General features: G+C 45.3%; 23 protein-coding genes and 2 tRNA genes. 1 reads left to right on the top strand and 24 read right to left on the bottom strand.

Annotated elements, in window-relative coordinates; genetic code table 11:
- The coding region (locus BG32_RS08050) for a GTP cyclohydrolase, FolE2/MptA family (protein ID WP_259459614.1) at positions 1 to 124 on the bottom strand (124 nt) is incomplete at its 3' end.
- A 51-nt stretch (positions 125 to 175) separates the two neighbouring features.
- Here BG32_RS08050 and BG32_RS08045 point away from each other — a divergent pair.
- Positions 176 to 264, top strand: a tRNA-Ser gene (locus BG32_RS08045).
- A gap of 19 nt (positions 265 to 283) precedes the next feature.
- On the opposite strand, the gene lepB (BG32_RS16470) is transcribed toward BG32_RS08045, so the two are convergent.
- From lepB (BG32_RS16470) to BG32_RS07935, 23 genes are all read right to left on the bottom strand, one after another.
- Positions 284 to 499 (bottom strand): signal peptidase I, encoded by a 216-nt coding sequence (lepB, locus tag BG32_RS16470; protein ID WP_259459612.1) that lies wholly within the window; start codon positions 497 to 499, stop codon positions 284 to 286.
- A 29-nt stretch (positions 500 to 528) separates the two neighbouring features.
- Positions 529 to 1,125, bottom strand: a complete 597-nt coding sequence (lepB, locus tag BG32_RS08040; protein WP_259459611.1) for a signal peptidase I — start codon at positions 1,123 to 1,125, stop codon at positions 529 to 531.
- Between the two features lie 6 nt (positions 1,126 to 1,131).
- Positions 1,132 to 1,479: a 50S ribosomal protein L19 gene (gene rplS, locus BG32_RS08035; RefSeq protein ID WP_006491761.1), complete on the bottom strand. Its 348-nt coding sequence runs from the start codon at positions 1,477 to 1,479 to the stop codon at positions 1,132 to 1,134.
- Entirely contained in the window at positions 1,448 to 2,065 is a 618-nt protein-coding gene (locus BG32_RS08030; RefSeq protein WP_099771811.1) for an RNA methyltransferase, read from the bottom strand. Before BG32_RS08030 ends, rplS begins: the two co-directional genes overlap by 32 nt.
- Positions 2,055 to 2,798, bottom strand: coding sequence for a tRNA (guanosine(37)-N1)-methyltransferase TrmD (gene trmD / locus BG32_RS08025; RefSeq protein WP_014730172.1), 744 nt, complete (start codon positions 2,796 to 2,798; stop codon positions 2,055 to 2,057). Before trmD ends, BG32_RS08030 begins: the two co-directional genes overlap by 11 nt.
- Positions 2,795 to 3,352, bottom strand: coding sequence for a ribosome maturation factor RimM (gene rimM, locus BG32_RS08020; RefSeq protein ID WP_099771810.1), 558 nt, complete (start codon positions 3,350 to 3,352; stop codon positions 2,795 to 2,797). The genes trmD and rimM overlap by 4 nt, the downstream gene beginning before the upstream one ends.
- The gene (locus BG32_RS08015; protein ID WP_099771809.1) at positions 3,349 to 3,582 is read right to left on the bottom strand and encodes a KH domain-containing protein; all 234 of its coding nucleotides are present in this window, start codon (positions 3,580 to 3,582) and stop codon (positions 3,349 to 3,351) included. The genes rimM and BG32_RS08015 overlap by 4 nt, the downstream gene beginning before the upstream one ends.
- Positions 3,582 to 3,872 carry a 30S ribosomal protein S16 gene (rpsP, locus tag BG32_RS08010; RefSeq protein WP_006491752.1) on the bottom strand — a complete coding sequence of 97 codons (291 nt, stop codon included), beginning with the start codon at positions 3,870 to 3,872 and terminating at the stop codon, positions 3,582 to 3,584. Before rpsP ends, BG32_RS08015 begins: the two co-directional genes overlap by 1 nt.
- 31 nt (positions 3,873 to 3,903) lie before the next feature.
- Positions 3,904 to 5,220 (bottom strand): signal recognition particle protein, encoded by a 1,317-nt coding sequence (gene ffh, locus BG32_RS08005; protein WP_014730170.1) that lies wholly within the window; start codon positions 5,218 to 5,220, stop codon positions 3,904 to 3,906.
- A 236-nt stretch (positions 5,221 to 5,456) separates the two neighbouring features.
- The gene (locus BG32_RS08000) at positions 5,457 to 6,029 is read right to left on the bottom strand and encodes a thymidine kinase (protein ID WP_014730169.1); all 573 of its coding nucleotides are present in this window, start codon (positions 6,027 to 6,029) and stop codon (positions 5,457 to 5,459) included.
- A 4-nt stretch (positions 6,030 to 6,033) separates the two neighbouring features.
- Positions 6,034 to 6,828, bottom strand: coding sequence for a carbohydrate kinase (locus BG32_RS07995; protein ID WP_099771808.1), 795 nt, complete (start codon positions 6,826 to 6,828; stop codon positions 6,034 to 6,036).
- A complete protein-coding gene (gene upp, locus BG32_RS07990) occupies positions 6,797 to 7,435 on the bottom strand; it encodes a uracil phosphoribosyltransferase (protein ID WP_041928061.1) in 639 nt (212 codons plus the stop codon). Before upp ends, BG32_RS07995 begins: the two co-directional genes overlap by 32 nt.
- Positions 7,422 to 8,711 (bottom strand): serine hydroxymethyltransferase, encoded by a 1,290-nt coding sequence (gene glyA, locus BG32_RS07985; protein ID WP_121526654.1) that lies wholly within the window; start codon positions 8,709 to 8,711, stop codon positions 7,422 to 7,424. The genes upp and glyA overlap by 14 nt, the downstream gene beginning before the upstream one ends.
- A 21-nt stretch (positions 8,712 to 8,732) precedes the next feature.
- Positions 8,733 to 9,779 carry an S-methyl-5-thioribose-1-phosphate isomerase gene (gene mtnA, locus BG32_RS07980; protein ID WP_099771806.1) on the bottom strand — a complete coding sequence of 349 codons (1,047 nt, stop codon included), beginning with the start codon at positions 9,777 to 9,779 and terminating at the stop codon, positions 8,733 to 8,735.
- Positions 9,776 to 10,585: an Mrp/NBP35 family ATP-binding protein gene (locus tag BG32_RS07975; protein WP_099771805.1), complete on the bottom strand. Its 810-nt coding sequence runs from the start codon at positions 10,583 to 10,585 to the stop codon at positions 9,776 to 9,778. The genes mtnA and BG32_RS07975 overlap by 4 nt, the downstream gene beginning before the upstream one ends.
- Positions 10,582 to 11,004 carry an OsmC family protein gene (locus BG32_RS07970; protein WP_014730164.1) on the bottom strand — a complete coding sequence of 141 codons (423 nt, stop codon included), beginning with the start codon at positions 11,002 to 11,004 and terminating at the stop codon, positions 10,582 to 10,584. The genes BG32_RS07975 and BG32_RS07970 overlap by 4 nt, the downstream gene beginning before the upstream one ends.
- A 42-nt stretch (positions 11,005 to 11,046) precedes the next feature.
- A complete protein-coding gene (gene rplT / locus BG32_RS07965) occupies positions 11,047 to 11,406 on the bottom strand; it encodes a 50S ribosomal protein L20 (RefSeq protein ID WP_099771804.1) in 360 nt (119 codons plus the stop codon).
- Positions 11,407 to 11,429: 23 nt separating this feature from the next.
- The gene (rpmI, locus tag BG32_RS07960; RefSeq protein WP_006491740.1) at positions 11,430 to 11,633 is read right to left on the bottom strand and encodes a 50S ribosomal protein L35; all 204 of its coding nucleotides are present in this window, start codon (positions 11,631 to 11,633) and stop codon (positions 11,430 to 11,432) included.
- On the bottom strand, positions 11,602 to 12,168 hold the full coding sequence (infC, locus tag BG32_RS07955) for a translation initiation factor IF-3 (protein WP_257212000.1): 567 nt from the start codon (positions 12,166 to 12,168) through the stop codon (positions 11,602 to 11,604). The genes rpmI and infC overlap by 32 nt, the downstream gene beginning before the upstream one ends.
- Before the next feature lie 124 nt (positions 12,169 to 12,292).
- Positions 12,293 to 12,368: transfer RNA gene (locus BG32_RS07950), tRNA-Lys, on the bottom strand.
- Between the two features lie 49 nt (positions 12,369 to 12,417).
- Positions 12,418 to 13,221, bottom strand: coding sequence for a carbon-nitrogen hydrolase family protein (locus tag BG32_RS07945; protein ID WP_180274831.1), 804 nt, complete (start codon positions 13,219 to 13,221; stop codon positions 12,418 to 12,420).
- Between the two features lies 1 nt (position 13,222).
- Positions 13,223 to 13,708 (bottom strand): hypothetical protein, encoded by a 486-nt coding sequence (locus tag BG32_RS07940; RefSeq protein ID WP_099771803.1) that lies wholly within the window; start codon positions 13,706 to 13,708, stop codon positions 13,223 to 13,225.
- The gene (locus BG32_RS07935; protein ID WP_014730160.1) at positions 13,708 to 14,424 is read right to left on the bottom strand and encodes a tetratricopeptide repeat protein; all 717 of its coding nucleotides are present in this window, start codon (positions 14,422 to 14,424) and stop codon (positions 13,708 to 13,710) included. The genes BG32_RS07940 and BG32_RS07935 overlap by 1 nt, the downstream gene beginning before the upstream one ends.
- Positions 14,425 to 14,452 lie beyond the last annotated feature (28 nt).

Raw genomic sequence — 14,452 nt, 5'->3', positions numbered from 1 at the left:
TCCCCACAGTATTCTGTGTTCCGAATTTTCTGTCTAGTACTACTATGGGATACTCAATTGACTTTATCCCGACCATGTTGATTTTGATGTTTCTCTTGTCCTTCTCATTCTGAACGTCTCTCAAGATCAAACACCCCTTGAATCTGTGGTCTCAAAGAGGTATAATCAGCTAAGTGGAGGCGTATCCTAACTGGCTAAGGAGCCGGTCTTGAAAATCGGTGGGGTTGACGCCCCTTGTGGGTTCGAGTCCCACCGCCTCCGCCAAAACCGGGGGTTTCCCCGGTTATTTCTTTAGCGGACCGAAATCGGAAAAAGGCCATATAGTCAACATCGGACTACCGATTATTGCCTCCTCTGGAACGAATCCAAAATACCTGCTATCGAAGCTATTTGCTGAGTTATCACCCATCATAAATTGGAACCCTTCCGGCACGGTAACTCTTACCACTCCCGTTGACGGATCCTGAGTGATGTACTTCTCCAGACCGAGGGGCTCCAACTCTGTTTCGAAGAACTCAGTATATTCGATCAGCCCCTTATAGGCTGATAAAGCCTGTAATAAGGGGAGAATCTCACCGAGGGATCGTCGGGGTGAGCCAAGCCTAAATAGAAGCTGGGATCGTAAAACACTCCCTCTCTAACATAACGCCTTTCTTCAAGTGCAGGTGGAATCTCTCCATTTACGTAGAGCTGGTATACGGGATTCGCCGCAGTATAATCAGGCGCTCTTCTGAGTTCAAGAACGTCTCCAGCCTTTCCCACCAATCGCTTTACATATTTGACATGACCCCTGTACTTGGCTGGAGAAAAAAGATCCATGAATTTATCAAACCCTCTGAGATACTTCTGAGACTCAATATCCACATAAGGCGTCCAGAACACCACTATGTCCCCGTAATCAGGCTCTCTGTATTCGTAAGTGATCTTCTCCACAAACAATCTGGCGGGAGGATTTATGGTTGGTATCATTGAACCTGTCGGAACCAGCATTGTCTCAAAAACAAACAAACGAATAATCGTACCAAATACGACAGCATAAAGAATCGCCTTTCCCCACTCCTTAACTTCGTGGAGAAAGCGCGATTCCTTCTTGTCAGAACCCTTTTTCGACTTTTTGGCAGACACTTAGCCTCAGTCCCTTTTCTCTTTTATCTTTACCTTACCCTTCACGTCTCTAATGTAGTAGATCTTCGCTCTTCTGACCTTTCCCCTTCTAAGAACTTCAATCTTCTCGAGAGAAGGGCTTGTGAACGGGAATATCCTTTCTACACCAACACCCGCGGCTCCTACTCTTCTGACTGTAAAGGACTTACCCGTCCCGCTCCCTCTTATTCCCATTACAATTCCCTCAAAGGCCTGAATTCTTTCTTTGTTGCCCTCTTTGATTCTAACGCTTACTCTGACGGTATCGCCCGGGCCCATCTTTGGCAGGTCGTCCCTCAAATGCTCATTTTCCAGAGATCTTATGTACTGATCCATCTTTATCCCTCCTAACTTCTACTGTATCTTCATGAATTAATCTATCTAAAACTATTGCAACTGCTGCTCTCACAGAGAGGTGGTTAAAATCCGAATTCGCTCTAAGCGGTTCAAGAGCATAGTCGCAAATCTTCTCAATTTCACCGGGTAAGCCCCAGCTTGTTCCAAAGAGGAGAAGATGGGGTTTTACACTTTTGACAATTATCCTTCGCATGGCATCGAAAGTGATTCTGTCTTTTCCCCTCTTTGCCGAAGTAAAAACGAGGTCGGGCCTCTGTCCTTCGATTTCTTCTATTTGCTCTAGAACATCTTCCATGTATGATGCCCTCTCAACTACTTTAAGCGCTTCACTTCTGCTGGGGTTGTATTCCCTTCCAAACTCCTCAAGCCAGTAATTTAGAACGTTATCTACTATCTCTCTCTGAGCCGGGAGATTACTTACCACGAAGTAACCCTTGACATTGTATGTTCTGCACGTTCGGGAAATATCGTGAACATCCAGATTCGTGACTGCGCTGGAAACGATATTTCCATGTCTGCCCAAAACAGGGTAATGAATCAAAGCGAGATATATGTTATTCAGCATCCTTTTTCAGCTCCTTGAAGAGCAACAATAGTGCTTTCTTGTCAGTCAGGTCAAAATCATGCTTGAGAAAGATATCCGGCCTTCTTTCGATAGTTCTGAGCAAACTTTCCATTCTTCTATGAATCTCTATCATTTCATGGTTCCCACTGAGCAATACTTCGGGCACTTCCATGCCGTTTACTTCTCTGGGCCTCGTATAATGAGCATAATCAAGAAGATCTGAGAAGAAAGAATCGTTAATTACCGACTCCATATCACCGACAACTCCTGGAACAAACCTTGAAATGACTTCTATCATCAACAGTGCCGGGATTTCTCCACCGCTGAGTACGAAATCACCGATCGAAATCTCCTCGTCAATGGAACTCATTGCCCTTTCATCTATTCCCTCATAACGCCCGCAAACAAAAACTATGTGGCTAAGCTTACTCAGTTCAAGAGCTTTTTTGTTGTCAAAGAGCTTGCCCTGCGGAGACGGATAGACAACGTGGGGCTTGCTGTCATCCGAAAAGCGACTTGCAACTGCTTTGATTATTGGTTCGGCCTTCATTACAAGGCCGCTCCCCCCTCCGAATGGGTAGTCATCGGTTGTTCTGTGACGATCATCGGTGAAATCTCTTATATCGACCGATTCAAAAGCAATTATGCCGTTTTTAATAGCCCTTGATATTACCCCCCAGTTGAAGACCGTTTCAAACAGCTGGGGAAAGATCGTCAATACCTCTATCTTCATTCGGGCTTGACCTCTTCGAATTCCATAGATCTGGCAACAATCGTCTTATCTTTAAAATTGAGCTCGAGAATGTAGTCTCTAATTATTGGAATAAGCTCTTCACGAACAGTCAAGTCCTCTTCACGAACGACCACCATAACATCATTTGCTCCAGTTTCGATGATGTCATTTACAGTTCCTATGAAACGCCGGTTCTCATCGAATACACTACTCCCAAGAATCTGAAAGTAATAATACTCTCCCTGTTTCAACTCAGGCAAGACACGTTCTTCAACGTATATATGGAAGCCTACAAGCCTTTCTGCTTGACCCATAGAGTCTATTCCCTCGAAATGCAAGATCCAACCTTTGGTGGCTCTCCTGGCTCCATCGATTGAAGTTACAAACCGCGAACGGGTCTTTTCATCATAAAGCAGAACCTCCTGGATCTCTTTGAAAGCTGTTTCATCTTCAAGAGCGACTTTTACCTTCATCTCGCCACGAAGTCCGTGAGGCTTCACTATTCTCCCGATTGGAACCATTTCCTCCAAAGACTTGTCTTTCAGTTCGCTCATCTTACCACCTTTAGGATAAAACTCTCCTTTGATGATCCGGCGAGTGCGTTGAGGAGAACATTGATTGACTTGATAGTTCTACCGTCTTTTCCAATTATTTGGCCGACATCTTCCTCTGCAGCGCTGATTTCAAAGACCATGTTTCCGCTTTCGTCTACTGCTTCAGTAACGGTTATCCGATCGGGCTCCCTCACTATTCCCTTCAGAATATGTTCTAGCACTTCCTTCATTACTCTGCTTTCTCTCCCGATTCCTTGACATACTTCAGCTCGTGGACCTTCTTCATAACTCCGAACCTTGCAAGAATCGATCTTGCGGTCTCAGTCGGCTGAGCACCTTTCATTATCCAGCTAACTGCCTTGTCTACATCGACACTCATAATGCCGGGATCTCTTATCGGATCATAGAATCCCAGAGAGTCAATATAGGCCCCGTCTCTACGCTTTTGTGAATCCACTACGACAAGCCTGAAAAACGGCCTGTTCCTTCTACCCATCCTTGTAAGCCTAATCTTTACCATTCTTTTCGTGCACCTCCTGATTCTCTACTATCTAAAATGAAAATCCTTTCATACCTTTAAGTAGTTTCCCTTTTCTTCCGAACTGCTTCATCATACTCCTCATCTGATCGTACGACTTAAGGAGTTTGTTGACATCCTGAATAGTTGTTCCGCTACCTCTCGCTACTCTTTGCTTTCTAGAATAGTTCAGAAGCTTTGGATTCCTTCTCTCTTTAGATGTCATGGAGTGGATGATCGCCTCTGTTCTCTTCATGCTCTTTTCGCTTCCTGCAAGATCAACGTCTTTAGGGGCGCCAGGTATCATCTCCATGATGTCTGCAATCGACCCCAGCTTTTTTACTTCTTTCAGTTGATCAAGGAAGTCCTCAAGATCAAATTTGTTCTTGAGAAATTTCTCTTCCATTTCTTTGGCCTTTTCTTCGTCAATGTTATACTGTAGCTTATCGATGAGCGACAAAACATCGCCCATTCCCAGTATTCTTCCTGCAACTCTGTCTGGATGAAAGGCCTCAATACCGTCGGGCTTTTCCGAGATTCCAATGAACTTGACGGGTTTTCCCGTTACATGCCTTATTGAAAGAATTACTCCGCCTCTCGCGTCGCCATCAAGTTTTGTGACAACAAACCCGGAAAGCTCGAGCGCTTCGTTAAATGCCTTCGCTGAGTTCACGGCGTCCTGTCCAGTCATGGCATCAACAACCATTAGTATCTCATCGGGCTTAACAGCGGAAACGATTTCCTTCAACTCTCTCATCATCGCATCGTCTATGTGAAGTCTACCCGCGGTGTCTAGAATCACCACATCATTTATGTTCCTAACCGCCTGCTGCATTGCTTCCTGAACTATCTTTACGGGATTCTTTCTGTCGCCCGTGAAAACAGGCATATCAATCTGTTTTCCAAGTTGCATCAGCTGATCAATTGCCGCTGGTCTGTACACGTCCGCAGCTACAAGAAGAGGTTTTCGGCCTTCCTTTCTCAACAATGTACCCAGCTTGGCCGTAGTAGTCGTTTTCCCACTTCCCTGAAGACCCACCATCATTATCTTCGAAGGCTGGCTAGAAAGCTTCAACGGAACCGACTTCTCGCCAAGCATCTTGATCAGTTCGTCTCTGACAATCTTTATAAACTGCTGATCAGGCGTGAACGATTTCAGTACCTCTTCTCCAAGCGCCTTCTCAGTGATGCCGCCTATAAACTCCTTGACAACCTTATAGTTGACGTCCGCCTCCAGAAGCGACAACTTGACCTGCTTTACAGCATCTTCTATATTCTTCTCAGAGATTCTTCCCTTTCCACTTAGCAGCTTGAAAGCTCTGCCCAGCTTTTCCTGGAGATTCTCAAACATCTGAACACCTCCGCAGCTTGAAAAGTATACAACGGGCCAGCGTTTGTATGTTGAACTTATCTGAACAACAACAGCGATTATCAGGCAAGTATATTAATTTTTAGTTACCGTGAAGGTATCAATATACTTAATTAATCTATGAATCTTCGAAGAAAGTGTTTCTAAGGATTAATGTCAGTCATCCATCTTGGCATCGGAGAATTCTATAAAAAAGACCAAAAGAGGAAAATAGCTTCTTAGCCCCAGTCTTTCGCATTCAGTTTTTTGTAACAATCTCTACAAACCGCGATGTATTTTTCCATACCACCTATATCTATTTCACTGTCAGTTGGACCTGAAATTCTGTGAGTAACGGTGGCATTGTACTCACCGCATATGTGACAGACAGCCTTCTTCTTTATCACCTCGTCTGCCGCAGCCATCAGATTCGCGGTTACGGCAAAAGGCCTGTGCTTGTAACTTAAATCGAGACCAACACAGAATACATCTACACCACTGAAGATTATCTCTTCTACAATGCGAAGGAGGTTTTCGTCAAAAAAGTTGATTTCATCAATAAAAATCGCGTCGAGTTTCCCCTTTTCCTTGGACACGATTTCCTTGATTTCGGAGGAATCGTAAACATTTATCGCTTCCGCCATCTGACCGGAGTGACTTACAACATGATCAGAAGAGTATCTGTCGTCTATTACTGGTTTGAAAACCTTTATTCGCTTCTTTCCAAGTGTGTAAATTTCAATCATGGAAAGAAGCGTCGAGGTCTTTCCCGAATACATTGGTCCCACTACGACCGTGAGCTTACCGGACATATCTTCAACCCCTTATCACGTAATTAAGACTGCTCCTTATCCCAAGCATAAACTGCTCGACCGACCTGGTCTGTGAGCAAAACTCTCCGCTTACCTTTACTGCTTCTCCAATAGCTTCTTCTGGAGATGCTCCATTCATGAGTAGCAGCGAAAAAACCGATCCAAATATATCCCCGCTTCCGAAACGATTCTTCCCAACCACAGGTGGCAAATAATCTTTACCAGCAAAGTAAACGCCCTTTTCTGAAGCCTTTATAATCAGGCGCCTGTCGCTTTTTTCAAATGACATGTACTCATTTGCCAGAATAAAATCATACTTCCCCAGTCCATCGAGACCTTTGAACTCATGAAAGGGAGATGGATCAACAACTTTGATCCTCGACTTCACCGAACTAATAACTGATGCAGCTTGCTGACCAATTTCCAGAGTACTGTAGAGCAGATCGTACTCTTCATCGATCAGAATTCCTACCAGCTCTTGATTTGCGTCGACAGGCTGAGGTTTCTGCACGGCAATGACATCAGAACCGCTGAAGAGAAAAATACCGTGTGCACAATCAGGCATAACGGGGATTGATCTGAAAGACCACCGATCAGAATCGCAAACACCAAAACAACTCAAAAATAGGACTTCAGCACCGAGTAACAAAAGAGAGGTTGCCACATTGAATGCCGATCCTCCATCTGTCTTGACTATACTGGCTTTGTGACCGCTGCCCGATACTTCAACATCCTCTAGGTAACCTCCAAGAACCAGGGCCCTAAACTTACTTCGTTCTGTAAAGTCTGTCACCGGCATCTCCTAGACCCGGAATTATATAGGCATGGTCGTTGAGTCTTTCGTCGAGAGCCGCCGTAAAGATCTTCACGTCGGGATGATTCTTCTCAATGAATCTTACACCCTCCGGAGCAGCGATGAGACACATTAGCGAGATTTGTTTCGCCCCGGCTTTCTTCACTACTTTCAGAGCCCACGATGAGGACACTCCCGTTGCCAGCATAGGGTCTAGAACGAATAGCTGAGTATTTTCATCAACACTCGGAAGCTTTGAATAGTACTCCACCGGCTGTATTGTGTCGGGATCTCTATATATTCCGATGTATCCGACCGAAGCGTTGGGCATCAATGAAAGAACTCCTTCCACCATTCCCAGGCCGGCCCTGAGGATGGGAACGACCGTCACTTTCTTATCCTCTATACACTGGCCCACCATCTTCACCAGCGGTGTCTTGATTTCCTTATCGTACGTCGGTATATGTCTCGTCGCCTCGTAAGTAAGGAGTAATGTGATTTCTTTTAAGAGCTCCCTGAATTCCTTCGGACCGGTCTGATCATCTCTCATTATTCCAAGCTTATGTTGAATAAGCGGATGGTTGACTACCGTAAGCTGGTCAAACACCTGCATCACTCCTGTGAATCAGATCTGAATAGAGTGGGAATTTGCTTGTTAGCGTCTTGACTTCCTCACTGATCTCTCTCACTTTTGTCTGTGAGATCTCTCCCTTTTCTCCCTCTATGCTCTCTAGAACTCGAATAACTAAATCGGCAATCAAGGGCATTTCTTTCTCAGTCATACCCCTTGTAGTAATCGCAGGAGTTCCGATCCTTATTCCACTGGTGACAAAAGGTGACCTGGTTTCTTTTGGGATAGTATTTTTGTTGACCGTAATGTCCGCTTTTTCCAGGGCCTTTTCCGCAGCTTTTCCAGTAACATTCATAGGATTCAGATCAACGAGGAACAGATGTGTGTCTGTACCCCCAGATACTATCCTAAGACCTTTTTCCTCAAGCGACTTCGCCAGTCTGCGAGTGTTGTAGATGATGTTCTGCTGATAAGCCTTGAATTCGTCTCTTAGAGCCTCGCCAAACGAAACTGCTTTTGATGCGATCACATGCATGAGCGGGCCACCTTGAGTACCCGGAAACACCATCTTGTCAACCGACTTTGCGATCTCCTCGTTATTTGTGAGAATCATTCCCCCTCGTGGCCCTCTCAGGGTCTTGTGCGTCGTAGTCGTCACAACATGTGCAAAATCTAGGGGGTTAGGGTAAAGTCCTGCGGCTACAAGGCCGGCAAAGTGGGCCATATCTACCATCAGAACGGCGTGTACCTCGTCGGCAATATCTCTGAATTTTTTGAAATCGATTATTCGGGAATAAGCGCTTCCGCCGGCAACAATTACAGAAGGTTTAGCATCAAGAGCAACTTTCCTCACTTCATCATAGTCGATTACCTCGGTTTCCTCATTGACTCCATAAGAGACTGCATTGAAGAGTTTCCCGGAGAAATTGACCGGAGATCCATGAGTTAGGTGGCCCCCGTGGCTCAAAGACATACCCATAATCGTATCGCCTGGCTTGGCAACTGCCAGATAAGCAGCCATGTTTGCCTGAGAACCCGAATGGGGCTGGACGTTGACAAACCCTGCATCAAAAAGTTTCTTGGCTCTCTCACGCGCCAGATCTTCAACTTCGTCAACGAAGACACATCCTCCGTAATACCTTCTGGAAGGATAACCCTCTGCGTATTTGTTCGTCATGACCGATCCCATTGCTTCCATTACAGCCCTGGAAACAAAATTCTCTGAAGCGATCAACTCAAGCCCGTTTATCTGTCTTTCAAGCTCTTTGAACATTATGTCGAAGACTTGTTTATCAGTTTTCTCTAGAGATTCCCACATCCAAATAACCTCCTCCAGATTCTATTCAAACATTCCTCTCAGCGATACGTCATATGGCGGCCTCGCAATTCCCTTTTCCGTGATTATTCCTGTTATCAAACTCGATGGGGTTACATCAAATGCTGGATTCAAACACCTCACGCCTTCCGGCGCAATTTGTTGATTGCCTATGTGAGTTATCTCTCTATGGCTCCTCTCTTCTATCGGTATTTCTTCTCCAGAAGCGGTTGTGAGATCCACAGTGCTCAGTGGGGCAGCTATGTAGAAAGGAATCCCATGCCTCTGGGCAAGTATTGCAACGGAATACGTCCCAATTTTATTCGCGGCATCGCCATTAGCTGCAATTCTATCTGCTCCGACTAGAACCAGGTCAATGAATCCCTTCTTCATTACCCATCCTGCCATGTTGTCACATATTAGTGTCACGTCGATCCCTGATTTAATGAGTTCCCAGGCCGTCAACCGCGCTCCCTGAAGATAAGGGCGAGTTTCATCGGCGAAGATTTTGATTCTCTTACCCTGTTCCACAGCAGCTCGCATTACCCCGAGAGCCGTGCCGTAATCGACTGTTGCAAGAGCTCCGGCATTACAGTGAGTTAAAATTCCATCTCCATCTCTCACAACCGTTGCTCCATTTCTTCCTAACGATTTATTGATTTCTATATCCTCTTTTGCAATACTCAGGGCCGCTCGCTCGAGCGACTCGATGAGTTTCTTCCTTTCCAAACCCCAGTTAGAATTAAGAGCGTTTTCCATTCTGTCCAGGGCCCAAAAGAGGTTCACGGCAGTGGGCCTACTCTCGGAAAGCCTTTTCTTAACAGTTGTCATGTGATCCAACAAGACTTCATCGGAAGCATCCAGTACTTCCTGTGCACCTAGCAGATAACCGAAGGCTGCAGTGGCGCCTATTGCTGGAGCACCTCTGACTATCATTTCTCTTATCGCAACATATACTTCTTCATGGTTCCTGCATTCTACATACTCTTCTGCCGTAGGAAGCTTCCTCTGATCAATCATTTTCAGGCGGTCTTCGCTCCACTCAAGTGTCAAACTTTTGAAATGACTCACTGAACTTTCACCCTTTTCACTATCTCCCTCACTGTTTCCCGGTAAGCGGTTTCCAGCTCAGATCCTCTCATGTTAGTCACAATGCTTTTCCCGGTGTCTGAAAAACCTACGAGTGCGGGATCAAATGGAAGAGAACCGATTAGCGGAATCTTGAAGAGATTTTCAAGATCCTTTCCTCCGCCCTCGCCAAAGAGTCTTATCACTTCTCCGCAGTGTGGGCACCTCAAATAAGACATATTCTCGACAATTCCAAGAATATCTCTGTGCATGGTCTTGACAAGATTAATCGCCCTCTTCACGTCCTGAACGGCAACTGCCTGGGGAGTAGTGACTACAACGGCCACAAGATCGGTTAGAGTCTGCAGAACGGTGAGCGGCTCGTCTCCCGTCCCTGGAGGAGAATCGATTACGAGAAAGTCTAGTTCACCCCACATAACATCCCCGAGAAACTGGTAGATCGCTGTCGTCTTCATCGGCCCACGCCAAATCACCGGAGCATCCTCTTCAACGAAACTTGAGATGCTAATAACCTTCAGGTTAGGCAGAGCCTCGGGAGGGAAAATCTGTCCTTCTACAACTTCGGGCTGCTTTTTCAGACCGACCATCCTCGCTACGTTGGGTCCATGGAGATCTATATCCATCAGACCGGTCTTGAAGCCTTCATCTGCCAAAGCTAGCGCTAGATTGACCGCGACCGTCGTCTTGCCAACTCCCCCCTTTCCAGACATAACGAGTATCTTATTCTTTATTGACTTAACGTTGTCTCTTATGGTTTCCATTCTCTCTGCCATTTCTTTTGGATTCACTTTTCTTCACCTTCATATTCAATTCTCATTGACATATCAGCCGTTTTGCCAAGCATAGCCGAGACAGAACAGTATCTTTCCTGAGAGAGGGTAACCGCCTTTTCTATCTTATCCTTCGGTAGATTCTTACCCGAGAAGTGATATACGAGTTCGATGCTCGTGAATACTTTCGGATGTTCCTTTGCATGCTCATAATTTGCAGAAATCCAGTACTCGTAGTCCGTAACCTTCATCTTGGAGAGAATCGAAACTACATCCATTGAAGTGCAACCCATCAGCGCGGCCATTACCATCTCCATTGGAGCTGGCGCCGATCCATCGCCTCCAGAACTTTCATTTGCATCCATATGTATATCATGGCCAGAAGGAGTCTTTGCATAGAAGGCCATCTTTCCTATTCTCCTTGCAGAGTATTCCATCGTCCTTCATCTCCCTTCAAAAAAAAAGGGCCTGAGCCCCTTTTAATTTCCATTCAACGCCGATTTGGCGATTTCACAATACTCCTTGAACGTTCCAAAATCGTTGACTGCAAGATCGGCAAGCATTTTTCTGTTTATGTTTACTCCTGCAATCTTCAAACCATGAATCAGATCGTTGTACTTAGTTCCTGCGATTCTTGCGCCAGCATTTATTCTAGTAATCCAGAGCTTCCTGAAATCTCTCTTTCTTACTTTCCTTCCTGCGTACGCGTACACTCCGGATCTTATGTAGTACTGCTTTGCAAGTCTGTACCTTCTACTGAGGGCACCTCTGTATCCTTTAGCGGCTTTCAAATATCTCAGCTTTTTCTTCTTAGAGTTTACTCCACCTTTTACACGCATCTAAATCTCACCTCACAACAGGGTCAAATGCCCAGGCTTTTCTTAACTTTCTTCTCATATCCGCCCTCGACCAGTTTCCACTTTCTGGCCTCACGACGGCTGCTTTCGCTCTTCTTACCGGTATTATGGCCAGTTCCAGACTGATTTCTCATGATCTTTCCACTACCGGTCACCTTATACCTTTTGGCACTTGCCTTATGAGTCTTCATTTTTACTTTGTTGCCCATTATCTTTACCTCCTTGAGGAGTTGTCTTTGGCTTAAGGATCATCCACATATCTCTCCCCTCCAGCTTTGGAGGCCGATCGATATCGGAAATCTGCTGAAGCTGATCTGCAACTCGTTCGAGAATCTCTCTCCCTTTATCTGAAAAGACAATTTCCCTTCCTCTGAACATGATTACCACTCTTACTTTGCTTCCCTTTTCAAGAAACTCTTTGATCCTGTTCGTCTTGGTCTGGAAATCGTGTTCATCGATTCTAATCCTGAATTTCATCTCTTTAAGCTGGGACTGCTTAGTTTTCTTCTTCGCTTCCTTCTTGCGCTTGTCTTTTTCGTACTTGTACTTCCCATAATCCATGATCCTTGCAACTGGCGGATTCGCCGCAGGTGCTACAAGAACAAGATCCAGTCCCTTTTCTCTGGCAATTCTCAAAGCTTCTGACGTCTGGACTACCCCAAGCTGTTCGCCGTTCATGTCAACAAGTCTAACCGTCTTCGTCATTATTTCGTTGTTCTTCGGAGTTGAGTCACCTCTTGCGATACTACATCACCTCTCAAAAAAAATTGGCGGAAAATCCCGCCATGTCAATAACCCTTCTTTCAGGTATCGACCCCTCAACCTTAGGGCGGGGGTGGGAGAACTTCTCCACTTAATCTTCTCACTCTGGTGAGCCGTGCAGGGATCGAACCTGCAACCTATTGATTAAGAATCAATCGCTCTGCCTGCTGAGCTAACGGCCCACTAACGGTATTTATTCTATCTCATGCGAATGAACCTGTCAACCGGGTTTCAACGGTAAAGATCGTCTCTAAAGTTGGAGAAATAACCGTGTGAATCACGGCTCTCTCCGAATCGATACTTCTTGACCAGCCTAATGTCGATCTCGGCAGAAGCAAAACCTTCGGCTCCTCCGCAATCTACAATAATCTCGCCTGAAGGTGAGATTATTCTGCTTTCTCCAACAAAGTTCATTGTCTTATTTGTACCGCACTGGCTAGAGGCGACCAGGAAGCATCCATTCTCTATTGAGCGGGCTCTGGTTGCTGTCTCAAAGATCAATTTCCTTTCCCTTCCAAAGGCAAATGGAACCAGGAGAACCTCTGCCCCCTGTTTACATAGCTTTCTTGAGATCTCTGGAAACCCTATTTCGTAACACATAAGCACTCCGAACTGGATTCCAGAGAACTCGAAAGTCTTGAATTCACTACCGGGAGTGAAGACTTTCTTTTCATCGCGGAAAAGGTGGGTTTTGTTGTAGTAAATCGGTTCTAGATAAGGCAGCATTATGACAGTAGAGTTGAAAAAACCTCCATTCGTTTTGTTTACGATTCCACCTACAACTGCAATATCATTGTAGTCTGCAAGAGCAGAGAGAACCTCCACGGTCTCTTCTTGCATTTCAGAGGCATTGCTTATAGTCGCCTCATCTGTGCCGTACCCGCTGTTGAACATCTCGGGGAGAAGAACAAGATCTACATTTTCTTCAACGAGACTCTCTATGTAACTGGTAATCTTCTCCAGATTCTCCCCAGGGGCATCATTATCGGCTCTGAATTGAACAATCCCAATTTTGATCTTTCCCGTGTTACCCATTTCAGCTTTCACCATCCTGTTCAAAGGGACTTCTAACTAATGGCTTGTAGATTCTCCTGATGTCTTGAAACGCAACAAGAGCGATCAATGCAATACCAAGGATCAAACCGCCGCTTCCAAGTCGCATCCATGCAATTCTGCTTAAGGCAGTCCCAACCAGAATCCAGTATCCCAGGGAAAGGACGACCGATAGAGATCTTCTGTGGTGAAAAAGCCCATAGAACCCCGAGACTCCCTGTGCTACTGCAAGGATTACAACTTCGCTTCTGTAAACCATGCCTGCCGTGTCTTGAAAATAGCCAAATAGAATTACAACATAGAACAAAGTAAGCGTCAAATTCTGAATCCTGGCAACCCGCTCAGTCTTGCTACCGAGGATCATTCCGATCAGGACCAGGGAAACCACAATCGCCGAGAGCATAATAGAATAGTTCAGGAATGGCATGATAAAGAGAAGAAACAGAGAAAAAATTATCCTGTATATCATCAGTAACCGTTATCTTCCAGCCACTTCTGAGCGTTTTCTTTTGCTTCCTGACCTTGAACGATAAAATCGGGCTGGAGTTCGAGTTCAAGTACCTTTCTGTAATACTGGGCCGCCAGATCCTTCTTCTTCCAAACCTGATAAAGCACCGCCAACTCATAATAGCTGTTGAGATATCCCGGATCGTTTTCGATAGCCTTCATGAACCGCTCTTCCGACTTCCCGTAATTTCTGTACGGCCAGGGTGTATCACGATCCCTCATGCCCTTAGCAATGAATGGGAATGGGCTATCAGGCATCAGTTCCATTGCTTTGTCAATACTCTTGTCGAAATCCGATATGAGAAACATGGACTGAATTATTCCTGCCATCTGAGCGAGTTGTCCTATTGCCGCTCCCTTAACATAGTAGGCCATTCCATATGAGTCATCCATTTTTATTGCCTGTTCTGCAAGCTCTCTTGCCTTGTTATAATGAGTCTCTCTTGTCTTCTTATCCTCTATCCAGTTCGCGTATTCCCGGTGACAATCCGCGAGAAGAGTGAGGATTTCTATATCTTCCAGGTCCTCAGACTCAAGTTTTTCAATGAACTCGGCCATCATTTCGGTGTCTTCCATGGCCCTTATTTGAACAAACTCGGAAAGCAACGCTTCGTATTCAGAAGCAAAGAAAACCGATGAAAAGACAATCAAAAAAATGATCACAAGCATTTTCTTCATAAAACAGCACACCTCCAAACGAAGATTG

This window comes from Mesotoga sp. HF07.pep.5.2.highcov, assembly GCF_003666285.1.
Classification (GTDB): Bacteria; Thermotogota; Thermotogae; order Petrotogales; family Kosmotogaceae; genus Mesotoga; species Mesotoga prima.
This window is presented reverse-complemented; position numbering and strand designations above follow the sequence as displayed.

What these genes read in the sequence shown, in the direction of transcription:
- BG32_RS07935 (WP_014730160.1), bottom strand. Translation starts at nt 14,424, where the DNA reads ATGAAGAAAATGCTTGTGATCATTTTTTTGATTGTCTTTTCATCGGTT.
- rpmI (WP_006491740.1), bottom strand. Translation starts at nt 11,633, where the DNA reads ATGGGCAACAAAGTAAAAATGAAGACTCATAAGGCAAGTGCCAAAAGG.
- BG32_RS07995 (WP_099771808.1), bottom strand. Translation starts at nt 6,828, where the DNA reads ATGCCGGTGACAGACTTTACAGAACGAAGTAAGTTTAGGGCCCTGGTT.
- BG32_RS07940 (WP_099771803.1), bottom strand. Translation starts at nt 13,708, where the DNA reads ATGATATACAGGATAATTTTTTCTCTGTTTCTTCTCTTTATCATGCCA.
- rplS (WP_006491761.1), bottom strand. Translation starts at nt 1,479, where the DNA reads ATGGATCAGTACATAAGATCTCTGGAAAATGAGCATTTGAGGGACGAC.
- trmD (WP_014730172.1), bottom strand. Translation starts at nt 2,798, where the DNA reads ATGAAGATAGAGGTATTGACGATCTTTCCCCAGCTGTTTGAAACGGTC.
- upp (WP_041928061.1), bottom strand. Translation starts at nt 7,435, where the DNA reads ATGCAGGTGTTTGACCAGCTTACGGTAGTCAACCATCCGCTTATTCAA.
- glyA (WP_121526654.1), bottom strand. Translation starts at nt 8,711, where the DNA reads ATGTGGGAATCTCTAGAGAAAACTGATAAACAAGTCTTCGACATAATG.
- BG32_RS08015 (WP_099771809.1), bottom strand. Translation starts at nt 3,582, where the DNA reads ATGAAGGAAGTGCTAGAACATATTCTGAAGGGAATAGTGAGGGAGCCC.
- rplT (WP_099771804.1), bottom strand. Translation starts at nt 11,406, where the DNA reads ATGCGTGTAAAAGGTGGAGTAAACTCTAAGAAGAAAAAGCTGAGATAT.
- rimM (WP_099771810.1), bottom strand. Translation starts at nt 3,352, where the DNA reads ATGAGCGAACTGAAAGACAAGTCTTTGGAGGAAATGGTTCCAATCGGG.
- BG32_RS07970 (WP_014730164.1), bottom strand. Translation starts at nt 11,004, where the DNA reads ATGGAATACTCTGCAAGGAGAATAGGAAAGATGGCCTTCTATGCAAAG.
- BG32_RS07945 (WP_180274831.1), bottom strand. Translation starts at nt 13,221, where the DNA reads ATGGGTAACACGGGAAAGATCAAAATTGGGATTGTTCAATTCAGAGCC.
- BG32_RS08030 (WP_099771811.1), bottom strand. Translation starts at nt 2,065, where the DNA reads ATGCTGAATAACATATATCTCGCTTTGATTCATTACCCTGTTTTGGGC.
- BG32_RS08000 (WP_014730169.1), bottom strand. Translation starts at nt 6,029, where the DNA reads ATGTCCGGTAAGCTCACGGTCGTAGTGGGACCAATGTATTCGGGAAAG.
- ffh (WP_014730170.1), bottom strand. Translation starts at nt 5,220, where the DNA reads ATGTTTGAGAATCTCCAGGAAAAGCTGGGCAGAGCTTTCAAGCTGCTA.
- rpsP (WP_006491752.1), bottom strand. Translation starts at nt 3,872, where the DNA reads ATGGTAAAGATTAGGCTTACAAGGATGGGTAGAAGGAACAGGCCGTTT.